This window comes from Streptomyces sp. NPDC028419 (genome assembly GCF_055565515.1).
This window is the reverse complement of the sequence record NZ_JBVHUE010000013.1, coordinates 77,282-100,343: the sequence shown is the minus strand read 5'-3', so window position 1 is coordinate 100,343 and position 23,062 is coordinate 77,282. Positions and strand designations below refer to the sequence as shown.

Genomic DNA, 23,062 nt, shown 5'->3' with positions numbered 1-23,062 from the left:
GATTCGGCGTCGGGCCCTGGCCGATCCTCCCCCGTCAGGGGGGAACCCCTCCCCCGCGCGGGGGAGATGACCCGCTGCCTACACTCACCGCGTGAACACCATCAAGTGCACCCAGTGCGGTGCCGTGGGGCTTGAGCAGGGCTTCGTCGAGGACACCGGAGAAGGCGCGCGGGGATACGCCCGCTGGATAGCCGGGGCGTTGGAACGCGGGGTCTTCGGCGGGGCGAAGCGGCTGGGCCGGCAGCGGTGGCAGATCGACGCGTTCCGGTGTCCGCAGTGCGGCCACCTCGAGCTGTTCGCACGCATCCGCGTCTGACCCCCGCGCGGGGCGGTCCATCTCCCCGTCCCTCCCCCGTCTCCCTCGTGCAGGGGTGCTCGTCTCCCCCGTGCAGGGGTGCTCGTCTCCCCCGTGCGGGGGTGCCGGGCACGATCCGGCGGCTGCCACGATGACGGCATGTACCGAATGCTCCGTGCACCGTTGAAGGCGGTGACCTACACCCGCTGGTTACATCTGTGCGTGCCCACCCTCGTCGTGGCCGTGTGGATGTTCATCTACCCTGCCGCGCCGCTGCTGCCCCTGCTCCTGGTCGCGCCGTTCGGCCTGGTGCCCTGGGTGCGGCTGGCCGAGGGCCTCCAGGCACGGTTCCTGCTCGCTCCGCATGACGAAGGAGGCCTCGGCAGCGCGATCAGCGCGTCCCCTTCGGCTCATTGGGGCGATCGCTGGCGGACGGTGCTGTGGCTCGAGATACGGCTCCTGGTCTCCTCGGCGGCGCTGTTCTCGACCGTGTTCCTGCTGTCGGCCTCGGTCGAGCTGGGATGCGCGGCCTTCGGCCACCCTTCGGCGGATCCGTGGCTGCCGCTGGAGGTACCGCGCTGGGCGTCGGCCGTCCTCACCCCGGTACCGCTGGTCCTGCTCGCCTCGACGGTCGTCCTGCTCGGCGAGATGATCACATCCATCGCCGGCCGCCTGCTCGGGCCTTCGGCCGCCGAGCGGCTCTCCGCGCTGGAGGAGCGGACCGAGCGATTGCTGGAGCGCAACCGGATCGCCCGCGAGCTGCACGACTCGATCGGTCATGCGCTGACCGTCGCGGTGATGCAGGCCGGAGCGGCTCGCGCGGCGGGCAGCCCGGAGTTCACGGAGCGGGCCTTGTGCGCGATCGAGGAGACCGGGCGGGCCGCGCTGGAGGATCTGGAGCGGGTGCTGTTGGTGCTGCGGGAGTCCGCGCAGCCGCCCTCGCAGCGGCCGACCCTCTCGGAGGCGGACCGGTTGCTGGAGTCGGCCCGGGCCTCGGGGTCGAGGGTGGAGAGCGAAGTCACCGGGCCGCTGGACCAGCTGCCCGGGCCGGTCACTCGTGAGGGGTATCGGATCCTGCAGGAAGCGCTGACCAATGTGCTGCGGCACTGCGGGCCGGTACCGGTCCGGGTGCGGGTCGCGGTGGCCGTCGGGCAGCTCGACCTGGAGGTGACCAACCCGCTCCCGAAGGGGCCGACCCTGATGTCGGGCAGCGGCAGCGGGCTGCGCGGGATGCGGGAGCGGGCCGCGCTGCTGGGCGGTGCGGCCGAAACCGGTCCGCACGAGGGCACTTGGAGGGTGCGCGCCCGGCTCCCGCTGGAGCGAATACGCTGACGGGATGCCCGTCACCGTGCTCCTCGTCGACGATGAACCCCTGGTGCGTGCGGGACTGCGCGCCGTCCTGGACGCCCAGCCCGACATCGAGGTCGTCGGCGAGGCCGCCGACGGGGCCGCCGTGATCCCGCTGGTCCGCCGGCTGAGGCCGGATGTGGTCGCGATGGACGTCAGGATGCCGTTGCTCGACGGGATCGAGGCCACCCGGGCCGTGCTCAAGAGCGTCGACGACCCGCCGAAGATCCTTGTGGTCACGACCTTCGAGAACGACGAGTACGTCTACCGGGCCCTGCGCGCCGGGGCCGACGGGTTCCTCTTGAAGCGGGCCCGGCCCTCGGAGATCGTCCACGCGGTGCGGCTGGTGGCGGAGGGCGAGACCCTGCTCTTCCCGGCCGCGGTGCGCGCACTGGCCGCCGAGTACGGGAACCGGGCCGCTCGGAGCACGCTGGAGCGGGCGGCACTGACCGAGCGGGAGGAGTCCGTGTTGCGGCTGATGGCACGGGGGCTGACGAACGCGGAGATCGCCGGAGAGCTGTTCGTCGGCACGGAGACCGTGAAGTCCCATGTGAGTGCGGTGCTGGCGAAGCTGGGGGCGCGGGACCGGACCCAGGCAGTGATCATGGCGTACGAATCGGGGTTCGTCGCCCCGGCCTGAGAGCGTAGAGAGGAGGGATCGATTCCGGCCGATGGGGGGCCGCTTCTCGCCGTCACCCAGTGTGCGCAGTACGATCCGGCTGACAAGCGCGCTAGCTGGGAGGACACACGTTGGGGCAGCTGACCGGCGGGGACCCCTCGCTGCTTCGGCGGATCAATTCCGCCGTGGTCTTGCGGGCGCTTCGCGCGGCCGAATCACCGACGCTCACCGATCTCACCCGACTGACCGGGCTCTCGCGACCTACGGTCGAGGGAGTCGTCGAGGGACTCATCGGCACCGGGCTCGTCATGGAGGCCGAGGCGGAGGAGGGCGCTCGCAGACAAGGACGGCCGGCCAGACGGTTCCGCTTCCGTGCGGAGGCAGGCCATCTGCTCGGGATCGAGATCGGCTCGCACCGGGTCGCGGCGCTGCTCTCCGGGCTGGACGGACGGGTGATCGGGGCCGGTACCAAGGAGGTCGACGAGTCGGCTTCGGCCGACGAGCGGCTCGACCGGGTCCGGGCCACGGTCGCCGACCTGCTCCGGCGCGCCGGAGTGCCTAGGGACTCCTTGCGCGCGGTCGGCGTCGGCAGCCCGGGCATCGTGGAGGCGGACGGCACGGTCCGTCTGTGCACCGCCCTTCCGGGCTGGACCGGGCTCCCGCTCGGCGAGCGGTTGCAGCGGTCCTTCCGCTGCCCGGTCCAGGTGGAGAACGACGCCAACGCGGCGGCGGTCGCCGAACACTGGAAGGGCGCGGGGCGGGACACGGACGACCTGGTGTTCGTCATGGCGGGCCTCAGCCCGGGTGCCGGTTCGCTGATCAACGGGCGGCTGCACCGCGGCTTCGGCGGCGCGGCGGGCGAGATCGGTGCGCTGCACCTGCTGGGCCGTGACGTGACGCCGGAAAGGTTGCTGTCGACCAACGGGGAACCTTTGCACCCGCTGGACGAGCAGGCCGTCGCCGCCGTGTTCGCGATGGCCAAGCGGGGTGACGAGGGGGCGATGGCCGCGGTGGAGCGGTTCATCCAGCGCCTGGTGCACGACGTCGCCGCCCTGGTCCTGGCGATGGATCCGGAGCTGGTCGTGGTCGGCGGCTGGGCCGCCGGGCTCGACGGGGTCCTGGATCCCCTGCGGCGGGAGCTGGAGCGGTACTGCCTGCGGCCGCCGCGCGTGGCCCTGTCCCTGCTCGGGGAGGCGGCGGTGGCGACCGGAGCCTTGCGGCTGGCGCTGGACCAGGCGGAGGAGGAGCTCTTCGCGGTGGAGAAGCCGGCGGCGTCCCGCGGCCGCGCCTGATACCGCGCCGGGTACGCCGCGAGGCGGTCCCTGGGAAGGGACCGCCTCGGGTGGCGCGGAGAGCGGGTGGACCCGCGGGCGGGTGCCCGCCGGTCAGGAGGCGACGAGCGTCTCCGCGTGGTGGCTGATCTGGACGTCGCCCGAGTCCCCGAAGGTCAGTCGGCAGGTGTCCGCGCGGTAGGTCGCGACGGAGACGGCCGCGGTGCCCTCGGCCGTGAAGAAGCGGGTGGTGACCAGCAGCACCGGGGCCCCCGGCAGCCGGTCGAGCTCCTTGGCGTCGTCGGCGCGGGCCGAGCCGAGTTCCACGGATCGGTCCTGGCCCTCCAGCGCCAGGCGCTGCAGCTCGCGCAGCACGGCGCGGGCGCGGGCGGGTCCGGCGGGAGCGTCTATGCCGGAGAGGCCCGGCACCGAGGAGCTGGGGACGTACAGCAGCTCGGCCGCGACGGCCTGGCCCTGGGTGACCCGGGTCCGGCGCACGGTGTGCACGGTCTGGTCGGTGCCGAAGGGGACGGCGGAGGCGGTGCCGAGGAGCTTGGCGACGGCGGCGCTGGGCAGGGTCTCGGCCGCGTCCACCAGCTGCCACCCGTCGACGGCCTCGCCGGGCCAGGCGTGCTGGGTGGTGCCGACGGCGACGCCCACCCGCGGCGGGGCCACGGTGGTGCCGACACCGCGTCGGCGCTGGAGCCTGCCTTCGAGTTCCAGTTGCTCCAGGGCCTGGCGCAGGGTCGCGCGGGCGACGCCGAAGCGGGCGGCCAGGTCACGCTCGTTGGGCAGCACCTCGCCCACGGCGAAGTCCTGGTCGAGCGCCTCGCTGAGCACGGTCTTGAGGTGCCAGTACTTCGGTTCCGGCACCGATTCGAGCTGCGTGGTCCCCACCCTGACTCCTCCTGCCATCGCTGCAATCGCCGTGTTCCAGCGGCAGTTCCGCGCCTTTGTTTATTAAAGGTCCTTGCACTATCCCTGCGACGATAGGACGGCTCCCGGACTTGGTCAAGACCAATCCTCATCCCGCTGCCGGGCATAACGGGTATTCGTATCAAGCCGTTCACAGGATGTTCTCGGCGTTCCCGGAGACTTGTAGTCGGGTGCTACCGGGCGGTAATCATTACTGACAGCGAGTCTCACAGCCCTCACCGCCGCACCGGTCCACCACCGCACCCGAGGAGCAGCATGACCAGCACCGCCTCCTTCACCATCGACTCCCCGATCGGCCCCCGCACGACGACCGTGGCCTACGAGCGCAAGGGCGCGGGCGAGCCGATCCTGCTGCTCCACGGCATCGGCCACCACTTCCAGGCGTGGCGCCCGGTCACCGACGTCCTGGCCGCCGACCACGACGTCATCGCGGTCGACCTGCCCGGCTTCGGCGCCTCCGCCCCGCTCCCGGAGGGCGTCCCCTACGACCTCGACACCGTCGCCCCCGCCCTCGGCGCCCTCTGCTCGGCCCTCGGCGTCGAGCGCCCCCACGTGGCGGGCAACTCCCTCGGCGGCCTGCTCGCCCTGGCCATGGGGCGCGCCGGACTCGTCCGCTCCGTGACCGCCCTGTCCCCCGCCGGATTCTGGAGCGGGACCGAGCGCCGCTACGCCTTCGGGGCGCTGCGTGCGATGCGCGCCGGGGCCCACGCCCTCCCGCTGCCCGCCGTGGAGCGGCTCTCCCGCAGTGCCGTGGGCCGCGCCGCCCTCACCGGCACCATCTACGCCCGCCCCGGTCGGCGGTCCCCCGAAGCCGTGGTCGCGGAGACCCTCGCCCTGCGCGGAGCCACCGGCTTCGACTCCACGCTGGCCGCCGGGGGGTCCGTACGGTTCACCGACGACGTGCCCGGGGTACCGGTCACCATCGCCTGGGGCGAACGGGACCGGCTGCTGCCGCGCCGTCAGGGCGTGCGCGCCAAGCGCACGATCCCCGGCGCGCGGCTGGTCCGGCTGCCGGGCTGCGGGCACGTCCCGATGAACGACGACCCCGCGCTCGTCGCCCGGGTCATCCTCGACACGGCCCGCGCCACGCTCCCGGCTCCGACCGTCGGCTGACGGCTGTTCATCCACGGTTCGCGTGCGCGACGCGGACGGGCCGGTGTGCCGGCGGCACACTGGTCCGGCCCGCGCGAGCCCGACCGGAACCCTGGAGACGCACCGATGCCGCACACCCGCCGGACCCTGCTCACCGGCTCGCTCGCGGCTTCCGCCGCGCTCGCCCTCCCGCTCGGCCTGTCGGCGCCGGCCTTCGCCCGGTCCGGTCGCCCGAGCGCGTCGTGGGGCACCCAGTCCGGTGAGGTCACGGAGGGGTCCGCGCTCATCTGGACCCGTTCCGACCGCCCCGCGCGCATGTACGTCGAGACCTCGCCCACCGAATCGTTCCGCCGCGGGGTGCGCCGGCACCCGGGTCCCCTCCTCGGACCGGCCACGGACTTCACCGGCACCACCCCCCTGCGCGGCCTCCCGCCGGGCGCGGAAGTCCACTACCGCGTGGTGGTGGCCGATCCGGACGACCCGCGGCGCAGCGGCGAGCCCGTCTACGGCAGCCTGCGCACGACGCCCCTCTCGCGCCGCTCCGGTGTCCGCTTCCTGTGGTCCGGTGACCTCGCGGGCCAGGGCTGGGGCATCAATCCGGACCTCGGCGGCTACCGCGTCTTCGACGAGATGCGCCTGCGCGACCCCGACTTCTTCCTCTTCAGCGGGGACACCATCTACGCGGACGGTCCGCTCCAGCCGAGCGTGACGCTGCCGGACGGTCGGATCTGGCGCAACGTGACCACCGAGGAGAAGTCGAAGGTCGCCGAGACCCTGGCGGAGTTCCGCGGGAACTTCCGCTACAACCTGCTCGATCGCAACCTCACCGCCTTCAACGCCCGGGTCCCGGTCATCGCCCAGTGGGACGACCACGAGGTGCGCAACAACTGGTACCCCGGTCAGCTGCTGGAGGACCCGCGCTACACGGTCAAGCAGGTCGACGTGCTGGCCGAGCGGGCCCGCCGCGCCTTCGGCGAGTACTTCCCGGGCCTCGCGGTCGACCCCGCCACCCGGGCCGAGGGCCGGGTGCACCGGGTCGTGCGCCGGGGCCCGCTGCTCGACGTCTTCGTCCTCGACATGCGCACCTACCGCAACGCCAACTCCCCGGACCGCCAGGGCACCGACCCCGTCGGCATCCTGGGCGCCGAGCAGTTGGCCTGGCTGAAGCGGGAACTGTCCCGGTCCCGCGCGACCTGGAAGGTGATCGCGGCCGACATGCCGCTCGGCATCGTCGTGGCCGACGGCGCGACCGACTTCGAGGCGGTCGCCCAGGGCGACCCGGGCACTCCGCTGGGCCGGGAGCTCCAGATCGCCGAACTGCTGCGCCACATCAAGCACCAGCGCATCACCGGCACCCTGTGGCTCACCGCGGACGTCCACTACACCGCGGCCAACCACTACGCCCCCGAGCGGGCGGCCTTCCGCGACTTCGCCCCCTTCTGGGAGTTCGTGTCGGGGCCCGTCGGCGCGGGCGGCTTCCCGCACGGACGGCTGGACGCGACCTTCGGCCCCGAGACGGCCTTCGTGCAGTCGGCGCCGGTGGCCAACATGTCCCCGGCCGAGAACCCGCCGTACTACGGAGAGGTGGAGATAGACGGGGCGAGCGGGGAGCTGACCGTGCGACTGCGCCGCCAGGGCGGCGACGTGCTCTTCACCAAGACGCTCCGGCCGGGCCAGGTGGGCCAGTAGTCATGGGAGCGACAAGCCGGAAAACCGGGCGAAATCGATCGGATCGACACTTAACCAGTCGGTCACAAACCGTTCGTGATCACGCAACACCCCCGCGTCACAGTGGTCTGCATGACTGACCGCAGCCCCGCCACCGCCCACCCTTCCCACCGCCCCCAGCGCGCCCATCACTGGCGCCACGACCTCGTGGAGCTGGCCGCGCTGTTCTGCGCGGTGGCCGTCGCCGACGCCTTGGCCAATCTCGTGGTGCACGGTCCGAGCGGGCCCGTGATGCTGGTGGCCTCGGCGGTCGCGCTCCTGGTCACCGCCGGGTTCCACACCTGGTGGGCCCGCCGCCACAGCCACGCGCCTCCCCCGGGCCAGGCGGCCCCCTCCGATACCGGCGCCCCGACCGGCGCCTCGGCCGACGGCGGCCGGGCCACCTCGTCGGGATCCGCGCGTTCCGGCGGCGGTACGGCGGCGGACGCGGCGTCCGACCCGACGACCGCCGGCTCCACCGCGCTGTGGCGGATGCGCACGACCGTACGGGACGAACCCGGCAGCCTCGCCGCGCTGTGCACCGCGCTGGCCCACCACGCCGTCGACATCCTGACGCTCCAGACGCACCCGCTCCCCGAGGGCGGCACCGTCGACGAATTCCTGCTGCGCGCCCCGCAGGAGCTGGCCTCCGCCGAGCTGACCCGCGCCGTCGCCCGGGCGGGCGGCCACAGCACCTGGATCGAGCGCGCGGACGCCCACGACCTCGTCGACACCCCGACCCGGGTCCTGGGGCTGGCCACCCGGACCGCCCTCGACGCCGCCGAACTGCCGCTCGCGCTGCGCCAGCTCCTCGGCCGCTGCACGATCCACTCGATCCCGGCCACCACCCTCACCGGCCGCCCCAACGCGGCCGCCCACGCCCCGGTCGAAGGCGTGTTGGAGTCCACCACGATGCGGCTGCGCGACCCCTCGGGCGGAGCGATCACCGTCGACCGCCCCCACCTGCCCTTCACCCCGACCGAGTTCGCCCGCGCCCGCGCCCTGGTCGAGCTGGACGCCCGACTCGGCCCGCGCGTCCCGCGCAGCCAGGACGTGCTGACCCTGCCCGAGGGCAACGAGATCACCGTGCGCCGCGCCGACGGCTCCGACCTGCCGGCCGCGCGCGCGATGCACGACCGCTGCTCCGAGCGGACGCTGGGCCTGCGCTACCACGGTCCGGTCGCCGACGCCGACCGCTACCTCGGCCACCTGCTGAGCCCGCGCTTCGGCCGCACCCTGGCCGCCACCACGGCCTCCGGCAAGCTGGTCGCCCTCGGCCACCTGCTGTGGGACGGGGACGAGACCGAGGTGGCACTGCTCATCGAGGACGACTGGCAGCGCCGCGGCATCGGCTCCGAGCTGCTCGGCAGGCTCGTCTCGATGGCGGTCGAGGCCCGCTGCGACAGCGTGTACGCCGTCACGCAGGCCTCGAACACCGGCATGGTGGCCGCCATGCGCGGTCTCGGGCTCCCGCTCGACTACCAGATCGAGGAGGGCACCCTGGTGATCACGGCCCGCCTGGACACCGCCACGGTCGGCGCCGGGCCGACGTACCGGCAGCAGGCCGAGCAGCGGCCGTACGAGAGCCCGCGCCACCAGAACTGACGCGCGCGCCGGACTTCCGGCCCCCGCCGGCCCCGGGTGGCGCGTCCACTCCCCCGGGGCCGGCGGCGTACCCGGAACGGCACCGGACCCCGTGGCGCGAAATCGCCCGCGCCGGCCGCGGATGCCCTTCCATGGAGGTGGACGCAGCGCACCGCTGCGGCCCGCGTCAGGCTGCTGACAGCGAACGGTAGTGACGCGGACGGGTCTCCCGTATGAAGATGTCCGCATGTCAGACACCCTCCACAGCGGCAACCAGCTGCCCCGCCAGGTCGCGGACGCGTACGTCGACGACCTCATCGCACTCGACCCGATCACCGGCACCTACCTCGGTGTCGCCGCGAGTTCTGCCAAACTCCCGGACTTCTCCCCCGCCGGGCGCGAGGCCTCCGCCGAACTCGCCCGCACCACCCTCGCCAAGCTCGACGCCGCCGAACGGCTCCCCGGCGGCGACAGCGACGCCGAGCGCCGCTGCGCCCGTCTGCTGCGCGAGCGCCTGACCGCCGAACTCGCCGTGCACGAAGCGGACGAGGACCTGCGCGCGGTCAGCAACATCCACTCCCCGGTGCACAGCGTCCGCGAGGTCTTCACGCTGACCCCCGCCGACACGGACGAGGACTGGGCCGCGATCGCCGAGCGGCTGCGCGCGGTTCCCGCCGCCTTCGCCGGATACCGGGAGTGTCTCCAGCTCGGCCTGGACCGCGGCCTGTACGGCAGCCCGCGCCCCACCGCCACCTTCATCGGCCAGCTCGGCACCTGGGTCGGCGAGGACGGCGAGGGCCCCGGCTTCTTCGCCGACTTCGCCGCGGCCGGCCCCGAGTCGCTGCGGAGCGAGCTCGACGCGGCCGTCGAGGGTGCGAACGCCGCCGTCGTCTCGCTGCGCGACTGGATGCGCGACGTGTACGCCCCCGCCGTCAAGGGCTCCCCGGACCCGGTGGGCCGCGAGCGCTACGCCCGCTGGTCGCGCTACTTCAACGGCACGGACCTCGACCTGGACGAGGCGTACGCCTACGGCTGGTCGGAGTACCACCGGCTGCTCGCCGAGATGAAGACCGAGGCGGCCAAGATCCTGCCCGGCGCCGGCCCCTGGGACGCGCTGCGCCACCTCGACGAGCACGGCACCCACATCGAGGGCGTCGACGAGGTCCAGGCGTGGCTGCAGGGCATCATGGACGAGGCCATCGAGAACCTCGACGGCACCCACTTCGAACTCGCCGAGCGGGTCCGCAAGGTGGAGTCCCGGATCGCCCCGGCGGGCGGCGCCGCGGCGCCGTACTACACCTCGCCGTCCGAGGACTTCTCGCGCCCCGGCCGCACCTGGCTGCCGACCATGGGCCAGACCCGCTTCCCGGTCTACGACCTGGTCTCGACCTGGTACCACGAGGGCGTTCCGGGCCACCACCTCCAGCTCGCGCAGTGGACGCACGTGGCGGACCAGCTCTCCCGCTACCAGGCCACCGTGGGCATCGTCAGCGCCAACGCCGAGGGCTGGGCCCTGTACGCGGAGCGCCTGATGGACGAACTGGGCTACCTCACGGACGCCGAGCAGCGCCTGGGCTACCTCGACTGCCAGATGATGCGCGCCGCACGGGTCATCGTGGACATCGGCATGCACCTGGGCCTGGAGATTCCGGCGGACTCGCCGTTCCACCCGGGCGAGACGTGGACCGTGGACCTGGCGCAGGAGTTCTTCGGGCTGCACAGCGGCCGCCCGGCCGACTTCATCGAGAGCGAGCTGACCCGCTACGTCTCGATGCCGGGCCAGGCCATCGGCTACAAGCTGGGCGAGCGCGCCTGGCTGCTGGGCCGGGACAACGCCCGCGCCGCGCACGGCGAGTCCTTCGACCTCAAGGCCTGGCACATGGCGGCCCTCTCGCAGGGTTCGCTGGGCCTGGACGACCTGGTGGACGAGCTGTCGAAGCTCTGACCCCACGGCGACCTCGCGTCGACCACGCACAGACCGCGCGCTGACCGCACTGCGGTCGGCCCATGACGACGGGCCGTTCGCCCCCGGCGGGGGGCGAACGGCCCGTCGTCGTACGGGGTCCGCGGGGCGGGTGTCAGCAGCCGCAGTCGTCGGAGTCGGTGGGGGCGGTCAGCGGGTCGGCCTCGGCGCGCCGCTCGCTGCCCTGCCAGGTCTCGACCTCGAAGCCCTCGCGGATCCAGTACTCGATGCCGCCGAGCATCTCCTTGACCTGGAAGCCGAGCTGGGCGAGGGCGAGGGCGGAGCGGGTGGCGCCGTTGCAGCCCGGCCCCCAGCAGTAGGTGACCACGGGCACGTTCTTGTCGAGGAGCCGCTCGGCCTGTTCGGGGATGAGGGCCGTGGGCAGGTGGATCGCCCCCGGGATGTGCGCCTGGTCCCAGGAGGGGGTGGAGCGCGAGTCGATGATCTGGAAGCCGAGCTCGACGCCCTGCTCGCGGTGGGCCTCGAGGGCGCCGGCGACGTCGGAGACGTCGGCGTGGAAGGCGAGGCTGGCGGCGAAGTAGGCGGCGGCCACGGCCGGGGCGGCCGGGGGCACCCGCAGGACGGAGTTGGTGGTGGGCACGGTGGCGGTGGGCTGCTGCGTCGTCGTCATGGCTCAAAATCTACGATCGACTGATCATCTTCGGAAGTGGTATTCCACTGCCATCGCCTTGTCCTACCGTGATTTCCCCTGCTAGACCTGGCACATGACCGACTATTCCCCCGACGCCACCGACTGGCGCATCCTGGAAGCCCTCCAGCAGGACGGCCGCGCCAGCTTCGCCGAGCTGGCGCGCGCGGTCTCCATGTCCCCGAGCGCCGTCACCGAGCGGGTGCGCCGGCTGGAGGAGGCGGGCGTGATCACCGGCTACACCGCGGTGGTCGACCCGGAGAAGCTCGGGAAGTCCATCATGGCGCTGGTCCGGCTGCGCTACCCGCACGGGAACTACAAGCCGTTCCACGCCTTGCTGGAGAGCACCCCGGAGATCCTGGAGGCCCACCACGTCACCGGGGACGACTGCTTCGTCCTCAAGGTCGTGTCCCGCTCGATGGCGCACCTGGAAGAGGTCACGGGCAAGATCGCCGGACTCGGCTCGGTGACGACGAGCGTCATCTACTCCTCGCCGCTGCCCCGCCGTCCCCTGAGTCCGTGACGGAACGCGAGGGCGACTACACACAGTGACGCCATCGTGACGCCCGCTCCGGCATCCTCGGTTACGAGGCGCCGCCCGTGTGGTGGCGCACCACGGAACCACCCCGCTGCTTGACAATCTCCAACTGGGTCTGGACCCGCGTGCGCAGGTCCGCGACGTGACTGACGATCCCGACACTGCGGTCCCGCTCCCGCAGCGAGTCGAGTACGTCGAGCACCTCGTCCAGGGCCTGGTCGTCGAGGCTCCCGAAGCCCTCGTCGATGAAGAGGGTGTCCAGGCGCATCCCGCCCGCCTCGTCGGTCACCACGTCGGCGAGGCCGAGCGCTAGGGCGAGCGAGGCGAAGAAGGTCTCGCCGCCCGAGAGGGTGGCGGTGTCCCGCTCGCTGCCGGTCCAGGCGTCCACGACGTGCAGGCCCAGGCCCGACCGGCCCCGCCCGGTCGCCCTGGCGTCCGAGTGGACCAGCGTGTACCGGCCGCCGGACATGCGCAGCAGCCGTACCGTCGCGGCCGCGGCGACCTGTTCCAGCCGTGCGGCCAGCACGTAGGCCTCCAGGCGCATCTTGCGCTCGTTGTCGGCGGAGGTGCCGGCGGTGAGAGCGGCCAGTGCGGCCACCCGGTCGTAGCTCTCGCGGAGCGGGCCGAGCGCGCGCAGCTCGCTCTCCATCTGCCGGGACAGCCGGTCCAGTTCGGTGCAGCGCAGCCGCGCCGCGTCGGCTGCGGAACCGGCGGCGCGCAGCCGGGCCGCGGCCCGCTCGGCTCGCTCCTCGGCGGCGCGCGGGTCCGCGGGCGGTTCCTCGGCCGCGCGGGCCGCGTCGGCCTCGGCGAACCGGTCGGCCAGCAGTGCTTCTTCGGCCTGCCAGGCGTCCGCGCGACGCTGTAGGGCGCTGCGCTCGTATTCGGCGAGGACCGCGTCGGCGGCGGCCTCCGTGGTGTCGAAGCCCTCTCGGAAGGCGGCGTCGGCGAGGCGTCCGTCGGCTTCCTTGAGGCGTTCGGCAGCGGCCTCGGCGCGGTGCAGCGCGCCCGCGGCGTCCGCTACTAGGCGGACCCGGGTCTCCAGCAGCCTGGCCCGGTCGCCGACGCTGGCCGAGCCGGCTCGGACCCGGGCCAGTTCCTCCTCCAGTGCTCGTTGTTCCTCGTCCAGGACTTCGCGGCGCGAGGAGCGGGCGGCGATGCGGCGTTCGGCTTCGAGCCGGTCGGCGCTGCGGGAGGCGTGTTCGCGTTCGGCGTGGGCCAGTCGTTCGCGGGCTCCGTGCAGTCCCGCCGCGGCGGCGTGGGCCGCGGCGTGCCGATCGGTCAGTTCCCGGGTGCGGTCGAGGAGTTCGGCCGTGGTGGCGTCCCCGGCGGCGGCGGCCGCCTCGGTACGGGCTTCCTGTACGGCGGCCAGCCTGCGCTCGGTCGTCGCGCGGCGCTCCTCGGCCTGCTCGAAGCGGGCGTGGGCGGTGTCCTCGGCGGCGCGATCCACGTGGCCGGGGGCGGGGCGGGCGGGTGCGGGGTGGTCGGCCGAGCCGCACACGGTGCAGGGTTGCCCCGCGACGAGTGCCTCGGCGAGTTCGGCGGCGATCCCGCGCAGCCGGGTCTCCTTGAGTTCCAGCCAGCGCTCCCGGGCCGTCGCGGACTCCTCGCGTACGGAGAGCAGTTCGCCGGCGGTGGCCTCCGCTTCGGCGGCGAGGGCGTCCCGGCGGCGGGCCGCGGCCAGGTGCAGTCGGGCGGGTTCCAGCCGGCCGGCCAGGTGTTCGGCCTGGGTCGCGGCCTGTTGGGCGATGTCCACGCGTTCGCGCAGCGCGGCCCGCAGGGGCTCCCAGCGGGCCAGCCAGTCGGCGGATTCCTGCTGCTGTTCCTCGGCGGCACGGGACTCGCGTTCCAGGGCCGCGCGTTCGCGGGAGATGTCGGCGCTGCGCTGTTCGGCGCGCTGGGCGGCGCCGAGCGCGCCGAGCTCGCCGCGCAGTCGCTGTTCGAGGGCGGCGAGTTGTTCGGCGCTCGCCTCGACGAGGTCGCAGTGCAGGCGCCGCCGCGCATCGTCGACGGCCTGCACGGCGACCCGGTGGGCGCCGGCCGCGGCTTCGCGCAGGTCGAGGGCGGGGGCGACCAGGGCGCCCCGGCGGGCCCGGTCGAGGCGTTCGCGGAGCCGTTCCCGCTCGGGTGCGGCGTCGGCGAGGACCTCGGCGCGGTGGACGGCTTCGGCGTGGCGGCGCTGGAGCCGGTCAAGTTCCCGGGCCCCTTCGGCGGCCCGGCGGGCTGCCGCGTGCCGGGCTTCGACGGCGATGAGGGCGTGCTCGCGCACGGTCAGCCGTTCCCGGGCCGAGCTGCGTGCCACGGCCGCCCAGGCCCGTACGGCCTCGGCGAGCCCGGGGTCGCCGGGCTGGTGTCCGGGCAGCGGCCAGGCGCGCAGGTCCGCACAGTCCCCGGCGGCCTGGGCCAGCCGCTGGGCCGTGCCGAGCACCTTCTCGTCGCCCGCGCGCACCTTGACCTCGGCGGCCCTGCGCTGATCGGCGAGCAGGGCTTCGACGGCGGCGAAGCGGCGGGTGTCGAAGAGCCGTCCCAGCAAACGGCCGCGGGCTTCGGCGTCGGCCCGCAGGAAGCGCGCGAACTCGCCCTGGGGCAGCAGCACGACCTGGCAGAACTGTTCGCGGCTCATGCCGATGAGCTGCTCGATCTCCTCACCGATCTCCTGGTGGGAGCGGCTGAGTCCCTGCCAGCCGGCGTCGCCGAGGTGTTCGCGGAGCCAGCTCTGGGCCTTGTCCTTGGTGGTGCCGGTGCCGCGCTTCTTGGGGCGCGGCTGTTCGGGGCGCCGGGTGATCTCCAAACGGCGGCCGCCCGCGGTGAGTTCGAGGGTGACCTCGGTGGCCTCATCGGGGCCGGCGTGGTCGCTGCGCAAGCTGGTGCCGGGCGCCTGGCGGGGGCCGGGCACGGAGCCGTACAGGGCGTAGCAGACCGCGTCGAGCACAGAGGTCTTGCCCGCGCCGGTGGGTCCGTGCAGCAGGAAGATCCCGGCGCCGGAGAGCGTGTCGAAGTCGATCTCCTGCGCTTCGGCGAAGGGCCCGAAGGCGGTGACCTTGAGTCGGTGCAGCCTCATCGGTCCCGCCCTCGACGGCCGGTTTCGAGAGTTGCGCTTTCGACGCGGACGTCGTCGAAGGCGGCCCTCAGCACGGCCCGTTCGCCCTCGTCGGCGACGCCCCCGCCGCGGACGTGGGTGACGAAGTCCTCGGCGATCTCCTGGTCGCTGCGGCCCTTGAGGCGCTGTGCGTAGGAGGCGCCGTCGTCCTCTTCACGGCCCTGGGGGTCGAAGGCGAGAACGAGGGTGTGGGGGAAGCGGGTGAGGAGGCGGGCCATCGGGTCCTCGGGCCGGACCGGGTCGGTGAGGGTCGCCTCCACCCACGCCTGCTCGTGTCCGGCGAGCGCGGGGTCCTGCAGCAGTTCCTCGATGGGGCCCCGGATGCGGGCGAGCGGGCGCGGGACGGGGGTGTCGATCCGCTCGGCCACCGGGCTCGTGCCCGGGGCGCCGAGTTCGATCAGCCACATCGTCTTGCGGTGGTGGACCTCGGAGAAGGAGTAGGCGAGCGGGGAACCGGAGTAACGGACCCGTTCGTTGATCGTCTGACAGCCGTGCAGGTGGCCGAGGGCGGCGTAGTCGACTCCGTCGAAGACGGCGACGGGCACCGAGTCGACCCCGCCGACCGCGATGTCGCGCTCGCTGTCGCTGGCCTGGCCGCCGGTGACGAAGGCGTGGGCGATGACGACCGAGCGGACGCCGGGGCCGCGGGTGGCGAGGTCGTCGCGGATGCGGTCCATGGCGGCGCCGAGCACCGCTTCGTGGCTGACCTTCGGTGCGTCGAGGGCGTCCTTGACCAGGGCCGGTTCGAGGTACGGCAGCCCGTAGAACGCCACCTCGCCGTGTACGTCGGTGAGCACGACGGGGTCGGCGCAGCCCTCGGGGTCGGTCCGCAGGTGGATCCCGGCGCGGCCGATCAGTGCGGCCCCCACGCCGAGCCGGCGGGCGGAGTCGTGGTTCCCGGAGATCATCACGGTGGGCACGTCCAGCTCGGCGAGCCGGCGCAGGACCTGGTCGAAGAGCTCGACGGCGGGCAGCGGCGGCACGGCGCGGTCATAGATGTCGCCCGCGACGAGCACGGCGTCCACCTCTCGCTCCCGCACGGTCTCGACGAGGTGATCGACGAAAGTCGCCTGCGCCCCGAGCAGGTTGACCCGGTGGAAGGCCCGGCCGAGATGCCAGTCGGAGGTGTGGAGGATCCTCACAATGCCACTCCGACCTGCACTTTTACCGTTCCTCCAGCTCCGGGACCAGCACGGACCCCCTACGGGCGCCGCGGCGGGCGTCCACCACGCTAACGCGAATCGGCGTCCGGTCCGTCTCGGTTCTCAGTTTGCCACCGGCGCCCGGGGGTGGACGACCAGTCGGCCGGCCGCCGCGGAGCGAGGGCCGACCGGCCCGTGGTGTTCCGGCGGCGCCGCATTACACTGCCGTAGACGGTCTACACCACCGTAGACGGAGGAAGCGTGAGGAGCGCCCCATGGGTGAGGCCAACCCGGACCGACTGCCGGCCGGCGAGCTGGAGGCGTCCGTGCTGGCGGCCCTGTGGGCGGCCGGCGCCCCGCTGACCCCCGGCCAGGTCCAGGAGGCACTGGGCACGTCGCACGCGCGGACGACGGTGACGACGATCCTGACCCGCTTGCACGACAAGGGCGCGGTGTCCCGCACCCGCTCCGGCCGCGGGTTCGCGTACCTGCCGACGGAGGACGCCTCCGGGCTCACGGCCCGTCGCATGCACTCGGAGCTGCGCAAGACCGAGGACCGGGGCGCGGTGCTGACCCGCTTCGTCTCGCAGTTGAGCGACGACGACGAGCAGCTGCTGCGGTCCCTGCTCGACGGGGGCGGGGCGTGATCTACGCGGTCTGGCTGCCGCTGCTGGTGCCCTTCCTCGCCGGGCCCGTGAGCCGGCGGTTGGCGGCCTGCCTGCCCCCGCGGCCCGCCGTGTGGCTGTTGACCTGCGCCGCGGCGGGGCTGGCCCTCGCCAGCACGGTCTCCCTCGCGCTGCTCGTGGTCCCGGGCGCCACGCACCTGCGCGCCGTCGCCGCGCTGGGCAGGCTGCTGACTCCGCTGCGGACCGGTTCGCCCGATGCCGTGGTGGCGGTGGCCGTCGTGGCCGCGGCCCTGCTGGGCTGGTCCGCCGCACTGCTGGTGCGGGCCGCGAACCGGCGCCGGACCCAGCTGCGCCGCGCCGGCCGGCTCGCGGCGCACGCCGCCGGTGAACTGGTCGTCCTGGACGAGCCGGGGCCGGACGCCTACGCGCTGCCCGGCCGCCCGGGTCGGATCGTGGTGACCACCGGCATGCTCGACGCGCTGACGGCCGCCGAGCGCGAGGCGCTGTTCGCCCACGAACGCGCCCACCTGCGCGGGCGTCACCACCTCTTCGCCGCCGTCACCGATCTGGCGGCCCTGTGTCATCCGGCGCTGCGCGCCCTGCGCGAACCGCTGGCCTACGCCCTGGAGCGCAGCGCCGACGAGGCGGCCGCGCGCGCCACGGGTGACCGCGGGCTGACCGCCCGGGCCATCGGCCGGGCCGCGCTCGCCAGCCGTACGGCCGGGGCGTCCGGTCCGACCGCAAGGCCGGCCTTCGCGCTGGCCGCGGCGGCCGGTCCGGTACCGCGCCGGGTGGCGGCCCTGTTGGGCCGACCGGTGGGGGCCGCGGCCGCGGCACGCCCCCGCACCGCACGGCACCTCACCGCCGCGGCCCTGCTGACCTGCCTGGCCCTGTCCGGCGCCGCGACCCTGGACGCCGCGGTGGATCTGCACGCGGGCATCGAGGCGGCGCAGGGCGAGTCGGCGCGACGGTGACCCGGGGCGGCGGGCCAAAGCGGTGACCCGGGGCGACGGGCCGGCCCCGTCGCTCACCCGGCCCCGTCGCTCACCCGGCCACGGCGCTAGGTCCTGTCGTCAAAGTGCCGTCGTCGCCCGAAGGGCGGCCCCGCGGCGTCTGGTGCGTGCTCTCGCCGTGCCGGGCGGAAGCCCGCGTACTGGACGTACTTGGCTTTCGCCCGGTGCGGCGAGAGTGCGTGCCAGGCGTCGCGAGGCAGACGGCACTTTGACGACAGGGCCTAGGGGGCGTAGGTCTCCCCGCCCAGGGTGAGGGTCGCGCTGCCCGCCGTGCTGTCGGCGAGCCACGCCTCGAAGGCGGGCAGGTCGGCCTCGGGCAGGGCGATCTCGATCTCCACGGCCGCGCCGTAGCGCAGGTCGACCACGGTCCGGCCGGTCGAGCGCAGGTCGTTCTGGGTCTTGCCGGCGCGCTGGTGGTCGACGGTGACGGTGACGAGCCGGTAGCGGTGGCGGGTGACCGTGCCCAGCGCGTCGAGGGCCTCGCCGACCACGCCGCCGTAGGCCCGGATCAGCCCGCCCGCGCCGAGTTTCACACCGCCGTAGTAGCGGGTGACCACGGCGACGGCGTAGCGGATGTCGCGCCGCATCAGCATCTGGAGCATCGGCACTCCGGCCGTGCCGCCCGGTTCGCCGTCGTCACTGGCCTTCTGGACGGAGGCGTCCGCCCCGACGACGTAGGCGTAACAGTTGTGCGAGGCGGTGGGGTGCTCCTTGCGGATGCGGGCGACGAAGTCCTGCGCCTCGCGCTCGGTCGCGGCGGGCGCGAGCGCGCAGAGGAAGCGCGAGCGGTTGATCTCGGACTCGTGGACGCCCTCGCGGGCCACCGTGACGTACTGGTCTGCCTTCACCCGCTCCACCCTAAAGGGAATCGGACGGGGGAATCGGACAGGTGTCCTCCCTGTTGAAGCCGGGTGCGGGCGGCATCCGGCCGGCCCGCGAGAGCAGGAGGCGGCACGCGTGTACGGCGACCCGGAAACCATCCGCAGGATCCTCACCCAACACGGCGACACCTGGGCCGTGGTGGGACTGTCCAACAACAGCGACCGCGCCGCCTACGGCGTGGCGCGGGTGCTCCAGCGCTTCGGCAAGCGCGTGGTGCCGGTGCACCCGAAGGCGGAGACGGTCCACGGCGAGCAGGGTTACGCCTCGCTGGCCGAGATCCCCTTCCCGGTGGACGTGGTGGACGTCTTCGTGAACAGCGCGCTGGCCGGTCCGGTCGCCGACGAGGCCGCGGCGGCCGGCGCCCGCGCCGTCTGGTTCCAGCTCGGCGTGGTCGACGAGGACGCCTTCGAGCGGACCACCTCCGCCGGGCTGGACATGGTCATGGACCGCTGCCCGGCCATCGAGATCCCGGCCCTGTAGCCCTGGCCGCCCCGGGCTCCCCCGCCCGGGCTACGGGCGGCCCACGGGCGGGATGGACACCGCCATCGTCATCTCCATCGGCACGGGGCCGTCGTTGCGGTAGGCGTGGGGTGCGTTCGCCTCGAAGGACACGGCCCCGCCCGCCGGTACGACGTACCGCTCCCCGTCGACGAGGAGCGTGAGCTCCCCCGCGGTGACGTGCATCATCTCGACGGTGCCGGCCGGGTGGGGGTCGGAGTCGGTGCCCTCGCCCGGCTCCAGCCGGTAGGTCCACATCTCCAGCGGTCCGCGCCGGTCGTCGCCGAGCAGCATGTCGCTGGCGCTGCCGCCGTCCGTCGACCACATGCGCACGCCCTGCCCCGGGAGCACCATGTGCACCTGGGGGCCGGGTTCGTGGTCGAGCAGGGTGGTGATGCTGACGCCCAGGGCGTCGGCCAGCTTGACCGTGGTGCCGACGCTGGGGTTGGTACGGGCCTGCTCGATCTGGATGATCATCCCCCGGCTCACTCCGGCGCGGGCCGCCAGCGCGTCCAGGGTGAAACCGCGCTCACCTCGCCACTTCTTGAGGTTCCGGGCGAGCGCCTGGGTGAGTTGTTCGAGATCCGACACCATACCGTCCAATATTTTGGATGACAGAGTTCAATGGGCTGAACTATCGTGCAGTGGACTCACTAGTTCAATGCACTGTACTGCGAGGTCCTGCCATGACCGCCCTGTTCGCCCTGGCCACAGCCATTCTGTGGGGTCTCGCCGATTTCGGGGGCGGATTGCTGACGCGCAGGCTTCCCGCGCTCACCGTGGTCGTCGCCTCGCAGGCCCTCGCCGTCGTCGTGCTCGGCTCGATCGTGCTCGGCACCGGCGCCTGGCGGGAGGCCGGACCGCAGCTGTGGTTCGCGGTGGCCGCGGGTCTGGTGGGCCCCCTCGCCATGCTGAGCTTCTACAAGGCGCTCGCGCTGGGCCCGATGGGCGTGGTCTCGCCGCTCGGTTCACTGGGCGTCGTCGTCCCCGTCGGGGTCGGTCTGACGCTCGGCGAACGGCCCGGCTTCGGCCAGGTCGCGGGCATCGCGGTGGCCCTGGTCGGGATCCTGCTGGCGGGCGGGCCCGAGCTGCGCGGGGCGCCCGTACAGCGGCAGGCGGTGCTGCTCACCCTGGGCGCGGCCTTCGGCTTCGGCGCGGTCATGGCGCTCATCTCGGAGGCGTCCAGCGGACTCACCAGCCTGTTCCTGGCCCTCTTCGTGCAGCGCGTGACGAACGTGGCGGCGGGCGGGGCCGCGCTCTGGGCCTCGGCCCGGCGCGGGAACCGGGTGCTCCCGGCGGGCAGCGGCCCCGCGCTGCTGTGGACCCTGCTGCCCGCGCTGGCCTTCGTCGGGTTGGCGGACGTCGCGGCCAACGGCACCTATTCCGTCGCCGCGCAGAACGGTCCGGTGACGGTGGCCGCCGTACTGTCCTCGCTGTACCCCGTCGTCACCGCGTTCGCCGCCTTCGCCCTCCTGAAGGAACGGCTGCGCACGGTCCAGGCGGCCGGGGCCGGCCTCGCCCTGGCCGGCACCGTCCTGCTGGCAGCGGGGTAGCCGGCCCGGGGACGGCCGGTGGGGGTCATTCGATGGCGGGGGCGGCGGCCCCGGCGATCGGGTTGCCCGCCCAGTGGGTCGCCGGTGGGACGGTCTCACCGCGCATCACCAGGGAGGAGGCACCGACCGAAGCGTGGGCGCCGACCGCGCTGCCCGGCAGCACGATGCTGTGCGGGCCGAGCGAGGCGCCCTCGGCGAGATCGACCGTGTCCATCCGCATGATCCGGTCGTGGAACAGGTGCGTCTGGAGCACACAGCCGCGGTTGACGGTCGCCCCCGCCCCGAGCGCGATCAGATCCGTCTCCGGAAGCCAGTGCGTGTCGCACCACACGCCCCGGCCGATCCGGGCCCCCAGGCTGCGCAGCCACCAGTTGAGGACGGGCGTCCCCGTGAAGGGGCCGGCCAACCACGGCACGGCGAGGGATTCCACGAAGGTGTCGTAGAGCTCGTTGCGCCAGACGAAGGAACTCCACAGCGGGTGTTCCGTCGCCCGGAAGCGGCCCACGAGCATCCACTTCGCGGCGGTCGCCGTCAGGGCAGCGGCCACCCCCGCGGCCAGCAGCAGGGGTGCGCCGACCACGGCGGCGAGCCAGAGGCCGCCCGAGTCGAGGGCGTCCTGCTGGGCGAGCAGCACCCCCTCGGCCAGCGCCAGCCCGCACATCAGCGGGATCAGCCGGCACAGCTCGACCAGCCCGCGGGCCAGCACCAGGTGCGGTGCCGGCTCGAAGGTGCGCCCCGCGTCCGGCGTGGCCGCCACCCGCGGCAGCGGCATCGTCGGCCGGCCCAGCCAGGAGGTCCCGGGGCCGCTGTGCGCGGGGGCGTCGGAGAGGACCCCGATCAGCGCGTGGTCGGGCACGGAGCGCCCGGGGCCGACGATGCCGGAGTTCCCGACGAAGGCGCGCCGCCCGACGCGGACCGCGCCCAGCCGCATCCGGCCGTCGCGCAGCTCGTACGGCGCGGCGAGCACGTCGTCGGCGAGGAAGGCGCCGTCCTCGACGGTGAGCAGTGAGGGCAGGGTCAGCACGGTGGAGATCTCGGTCCGTCGGCCGACCCCGGCACCGAGCAGCCGGAGCCACAGGGGCGTGGCGAGGCTCGCGTACAACGGGAAGAGGGAGGCCCGCGCGCCGCCGAGGAGCCGGTGCACCAGCCAGACCCGCCAGGCGACGCCGCCGTCGGCGGGGTGGTCGCCGGGGGTGATGCCGCGGCCGAGGAGGCGGACGACGGCGGCCACGGTGAGGATCCAGCACAGGGTGGTGACGCAGGTCGCGACGGGAACGGTGAGCAGGAGCCACAGGGCGACGGCGCCGAGGGTCACGCAGTCCTTGACCAGGTAGTACGTCCCGACGAGTGCGGGCGCGCCGGCGAGGAGCGGGAGCAGCGGGAGCATGCCGAGGGTCACGGCGTAACAGGCCCTCCACCGGCCGGGGCGGGACCGCCCGCCGGATGCGCCGCCCGCGGGCCGCCGCGCCGCGGCCGGCCCCGGTCGGGCGGTCGGGCGGGCCGGTGAGCCCTCCCAGCTGGCGCCCGCGGGGATCTCGCCCGACAGGCAGCCGCCGCCGGTCAGTTCGGCGCCGGGTCCGACCACCGCGCCCGGCATGAGCATCGACCGGTGCCCCACCCGGGCTCCGGCGCCCACCCGCACCGCCCCCACCCGCAGGGTCCCGCCGTCCACCCACCACCCGGACAGGTCGGCCTCGGGCTCGACGGCGCAGCCGTCGCCCAGCTCGGCGAGTCCCGTCACCGGCGGCATCGCGTGCAGCGCGACCCCCTTTCCGGTGGCGCAGCCGAGCGCACGCGCGTACCGGGCGGCCCACGGGGTTCCGAGCAGCGCGGGGACGCCGAAGGAGGCCACGGCGCGTTCCGCGGCCCACAGCCGCAGGTGGACCCTGCCCCCGCGCGGGTAGGCGCCGGGGACGATCCCCCGGGTCAGCAACCGCGCGGCGGCCGCGCCCAGGGCGAACCGGGACGGGGCGCTGAACAGCACCACCCAGCCGGCCAGCACCAACCACCACGAGGTGTACGGGGCCCAGGCCTTGGGGGCCAGCACGGCGAGGACGTTGTCGATGACCGCGAGGGCGACCAGCCCGCGCAGCCCGGTCACGCCGAACAGGGCGCACTGGACGAGGATCTGGGCCGCGCCGGTGCGCCGCCGCAGCGGCGGCGGGGGGGGGGGGGGGGGGGGGGGGGGAGAGGAGGGGGGGGGGGGGGGGGGGGGGAGGGGGGGGGGGGGGGGGGGGGGGGGGGGGGTAC

General features: G+C 74.0%; 20 protein-coding genes (1 of these 20 only partly in view). 13 read left to right on the top strand and 7 right to left on the bottom strand.

The window, feature by feature from the left end; all coding sequences use genetic code 11:
* Positions 1-91 precede the first annotated feature (91 nt).
* From ACZ4UB_RS17375 to ACZ4UB_RS17360, 4 genes are all read left to right on the top strand, one after another.
* The gene (locus ACZ4UB_RS17375) at positions 92-316 is read left to right on the top strand and encodes a hypothetical protein (protein ID WP_468071007.1); all 225 of its coding nucleotides are present in this window, start codon (positions 92-94) and stop codon (positions 314-316) included.
* Positions 317-454: 138 nt separating this feature from the next.
* On the top strand, positions 455-1,627 hold the full coding sequence (locus ACZ4UB_RS17370; RefSeq protein WP_468071005.1) for a sensor histidine kinase: 1,173 nt from the start codon (positions 455-457) through the stop codon (positions 1,625-1,627).
* Positions 1,628-1,631: 4 nt separating this feature from the next.
* A complete protein-coding gene (locus ACZ4UB_RS17365; protein ID WP_468071003.1) occupies positions 1,632-2,282 on the top strand; it encodes a response regulator transcription factor in 651 nt (216 codons plus the stop codon).
* Between the two features lie 110 nt (positions 2,283-2,392).
* On the top strand, positions 2,393-3,553 hold the full coding sequence (locus ACZ4UB_RS17360) for an ROK family transcriptional regulator (protein ID WP_468071001.1): 1,161 nt from the start codon (positions 2,393-2,395) through the stop codon (positions 3,551-3,553).
* A gap of 93 nt (positions 3,554-3,646) precedes the next feature.
* On the opposite strand, the gene ACZ4UB_RS17355 is transcribed toward ACZ4UB_RS17360, so the two are convergent.
* Positions 3,647-4,429, bottom strand: a complete 783-nt coding sequence (locus tag ACZ4UB_RS17355; RefSeq protein WP_467957321.1) for a GntR family transcriptional regulator — start codon at positions 4,427-4,429, stop codon at positions 3,647-3,649.
* 294 nt (positions 4,430-4,723) lie between these two features.
* On the opposite strand from ACZ4UB_RS17355, the gene ACZ4UB_RS17350 reads away from it, so the two are divergent.
* The 4 genes from ACZ4UB_RS17350 (at position 4,724) to ACZ4UB_RS17335 (ending at position 10,796) form a co-directional block, all read left to right on the top strand.
* Positions 4,724-5,581 carry an alpha/beta fold hydrolase gene (locus tag ACZ4UB_RS17350; protein WP_468070999.1) on the top strand — a complete coding sequence of 286 codons (858 nt, stop codon included), beginning with the start codon at positions 4,724-4,726 and terminating at the stop codon, positions 5,579-5,581.
* Positions 5,582-5,686: 105 nt separating this feature from the next.
* A complete protein-coding gene (locus ACZ4UB_RS17345; protein WP_468070997.1) occupies positions 5,687-7,249 on the top strand; it encodes an alkaline phosphatase D family protein in 1,563 nt (520 codons plus the stop codon).
* 111 nt (positions 7,250-7,360) lie between these two features.
* Positions 7,361-8,872, top strand: a complete 1,512-nt coding sequence (locus ACZ4UB_RS17340; RefSeq protein ID WP_468070995.1) for a GNAT family N-acetyltransferase — start codon at positions 7,361-7,363, stop codon at positions 8,870-8,872.
* Positions 8,873-9,098: 226 nt separating this feature from the next.
* On the top strand, positions 9,099-10,796 hold the full coding sequence (locus ACZ4UB_RS17335) for a DUF885 domain-containing protein (RefSeq protein WP_468070993.1): 1,698 nt from the start codon (positions 9,099-9,101) through the stop codon (positions 10,794-10,796).
* A 133-nt stretch (positions 10,797-10,929) separates the two neighbouring features.
* Here the strand turns inward: ACZ4UB_RS17335 and ACZ4UB_RS17330 are convergent, their stop codons facing one another.
* Positions 10,930-11,445 carry a rhodanese-like domain-containing protein gene (locus ACZ4UB_RS17330; RefSeq protein WP_468070991.1) on the bottom strand — a complete coding sequence of 172 codons (516 nt, stop codon included), beginning with the start codon at positions 11,443-11,445 and terminating at the stop codon, positions 10,930-10,932.
* Between the two features lie 94 nt (positions 11,446-11,539).
* Between ACZ4UB_RS17330 and ACZ4UB_RS17325 the strand changes: the two genes are divergently transcribed.
* Positions 11,540-11,986 carry an Lrp/AsnC family transcriptional regulator gene (locus tag ACZ4UB_RS17325; RefSeq protein ID WP_468070989.1) on the top strand — a complete coding sequence of 149 codons (447 nt, stop codon included), beginning with the start codon at positions 11,540-11,542 and terminating at the stop codon, positions 11,984-11,986.
* Positions 11,987-12,047: 61 nt separating this feature from the next.
* On the opposite strand, the gene ACZ4UB_RS17320 is transcribed toward ACZ4UB_RS17325, so the two are convergent.
* Both ACZ4UB_RS17320 and ACZ4UB_RS17315 read right to left on the bottom strand, forming a co-directional pair.
* Positions 12,048-15,059 (bottom strand): AAA family ATPase, encoded by a 3,012-nt coding sequence (locus ACZ4UB_RS17320; protein ID WP_468070987.1) that lies wholly within the window; start codon positions 15,057-15,059, stop codon positions 12,048-12,050.
* A complete protein-coding gene (locus ACZ4UB_RS17315) occupies positions 15,056-16,240 on the bottom strand; it encodes an exonuclease SbcCD subunit D (protein WP_468070985.1) in 1,185 nt (394 codons plus the stop codon). The genes ACZ4UB_RS17320 and ACZ4UB_RS17315 overlap by 4 nt, the downstream gene beginning before the upstream one ends.
* Positions 16,241-16,515: 275 nt before the next feature.
* Between ACZ4UB_RS17315 and ACZ4UB_RS17310 the strand changes: the two genes are divergently transcribed.
* Positions 16,516-16,887 (top strand): BlaI/MecI/CopY family transcriptional regulator, encoded by a 372-nt coding sequence (locus ACZ4UB_RS17310; protein ID WP_468070983.1) that lies wholly within the window; start codon positions 16,516-16,518, stop codon positions 16,885-16,887.
* The gene (locus ACZ4UB_RS17305) at positions 16,884-17,840 is read left to right on the top strand and encodes a M56 family metallopeptidase (protein WP_468070981.1); all 957 of its coding nucleotides are present in this window, start codon (positions 16,884-16,886) and stop codon (positions 17,838-17,840) included. Before ACZ4UB_RS17310 ends, ACZ4UB_RS17305 begins: the two co-directional genes overlap by 4 nt.
* 260 nt (positions 17,841-18,100) lie before the next feature.
* Here the strand turns inward: ACZ4UB_RS17305 and ACZ4UB_RS17300 are convergent, their stop codons facing one another.
* Positions 18,101-18,727 (bottom strand): YigZ family protein, encoded by a 627-nt coding sequence (locus ACZ4UB_RS17300; protein WP_467957299.1) that lies wholly within the window; start codon positions 18,725-18,727, stop codon positions 18,101-18,103.
* 109 nt (positions 18,728-18,836) lie between these two features.
* Between ACZ4UB_RS17300 and ACZ4UB_RS17295 the strand changes: the two genes are divergently transcribed.
* Positions 18,837-19,241, top strand: coding sequence for a CoA-binding protein (locus ACZ4UB_RS17295; RefSeq protein WP_468070979.1), 405 nt, complete (start codon positions 18,837-18,839; stop codon positions 19,239-19,241).
* A 30-nt stretch (positions 19,242-19,271) separates the two neighbouring features.
* Here the strand turns inward: ACZ4UB_RS17295 and ACZ4UB_RS17290 are convergent, their stop codons facing one another.
* The gene (locus ACZ4UB_RS17290) at positions 19,272-19,850 is read right to left on the bottom strand and encodes a helix-turn-helix domain-containing protein (RefSeq protein WP_468071122.1); all 579 of its coding nucleotides are present in this window, start codon (positions 19,848-19,850) and stop codon (positions 19,272-19,274) included.
* A gap of 95 nt (positions 19,851-19,945) precedes the next feature.
* Here ACZ4UB_RS17290 and ACZ4UB_RS17285 point away from each other — a divergent pair, with 95 nt between their 5' ends.
* Complete coding sequence (locus ACZ4UB_RS17285) at positions 19,946-20,812, top strand: EamA family transporter (protein ID WP_468070977.1); 867 nt, start codon at positions 19,946-19,948, stop codon at positions 20,810-20,812.
* Positions 20,813-20,837: 25 nt separating this feature from the next.
* Here ACZ4UB_RS17285 and ACZ4UB_RS17280 read toward each other — a convergent pair whose 3' ends face one another.
* Positions 20,838-23,062 carry the 3' portion of a Pls/PosA family non-ribosomal peptide synthetase gene (locus tag ACZ4UB_RS17280; RefSeq protein WP_468070975.1) on the bottom strand. The gene runs 2,074 nt beyond the window's last position, so 2,225 of the gene's 4,299 nt are visible here — the last part of the coding sequence; the start codon falls outside the window, past its right edge; it ends in the stop codon at positions 20,838-20,840.

Coding starts and splice junctions, on each gene's coding strand:
- ACZ4UB_RS17370 (WP_468071005.1), top strand. CDS start 455: ATGTACCGAATGCTCCGTGCACCGTTGAAGGCGGTGACCTACACCCGC.
- ACZ4UB_RS17365 (WP_468071003.1), top strand. CDS start 1,632: ATGCCCGTCACCGTGCTCCTCGTCGACGATGAACCCCTGGTGCGTGCG.
- ACZ4UB_RS17350 (WP_468070999.1), top strand. CDS start 4,724: ATGACCAGCACCGCCTCCTTCACCATCGACTCCCCGATCGGCCCCCGC.
- ACZ4UB_RS17345 (WP_468070997.1), top strand. CDS start 5,687: ATGCCGCACACCCGCCGGACCCTGCTCACCGGCTCGCTCGCGGCTTCC.
- ACZ4UB_RS17340 (WP_468070995.1), top strand. CDS start 7,361: ATGACTGACCGCAGCCCCGCCACCGCCCACCCTTCCCACCGCCCCCAG.
- ACZ4UB_RS17335 (WP_468070993.1), top strand. CDS start 9,099: ATGTCAGACACCCTCCACAGCGGCAACCAGCTGCCCCGCCAGGTCGCG.
- ACZ4UB_RS17330 (WP_468070991.1), bottom strand. CDS start 11,445: ATGACGACGACGCAGCAGCCCACCGCCACCGTGCCCACCACCAACTCC.
- ACZ4UB_RS17325 (WP_468070989.1), top strand. CDS start 11,540: ATGACCGACTATTCCCCCGACGCCACCGACTGGCGCATCCTGGAAGCC.
- ACZ4UB_RS17320 (WP_468070987.1), bottom strand. CDS start 15,059: ATGAGGCTGCACCGACTCAAGGTCACCGCCTTCGGGCCCTTCGCCGAA.
- ACZ4UB_RS17310 (WP_468070983.1), top strand. CDS start 16,516: ATGGGTGAGGCCAACCCGGACCGACTGCCGGCCGGCGAGCTGGAGGCG.
- ACZ4UB_RS17285 (WP_468070977.1), top strand. CDS start 19,946: ATGACCGCCCTGTTCGCCCTGGCCACAGCCATTCTGTGGGGTCTCGCC.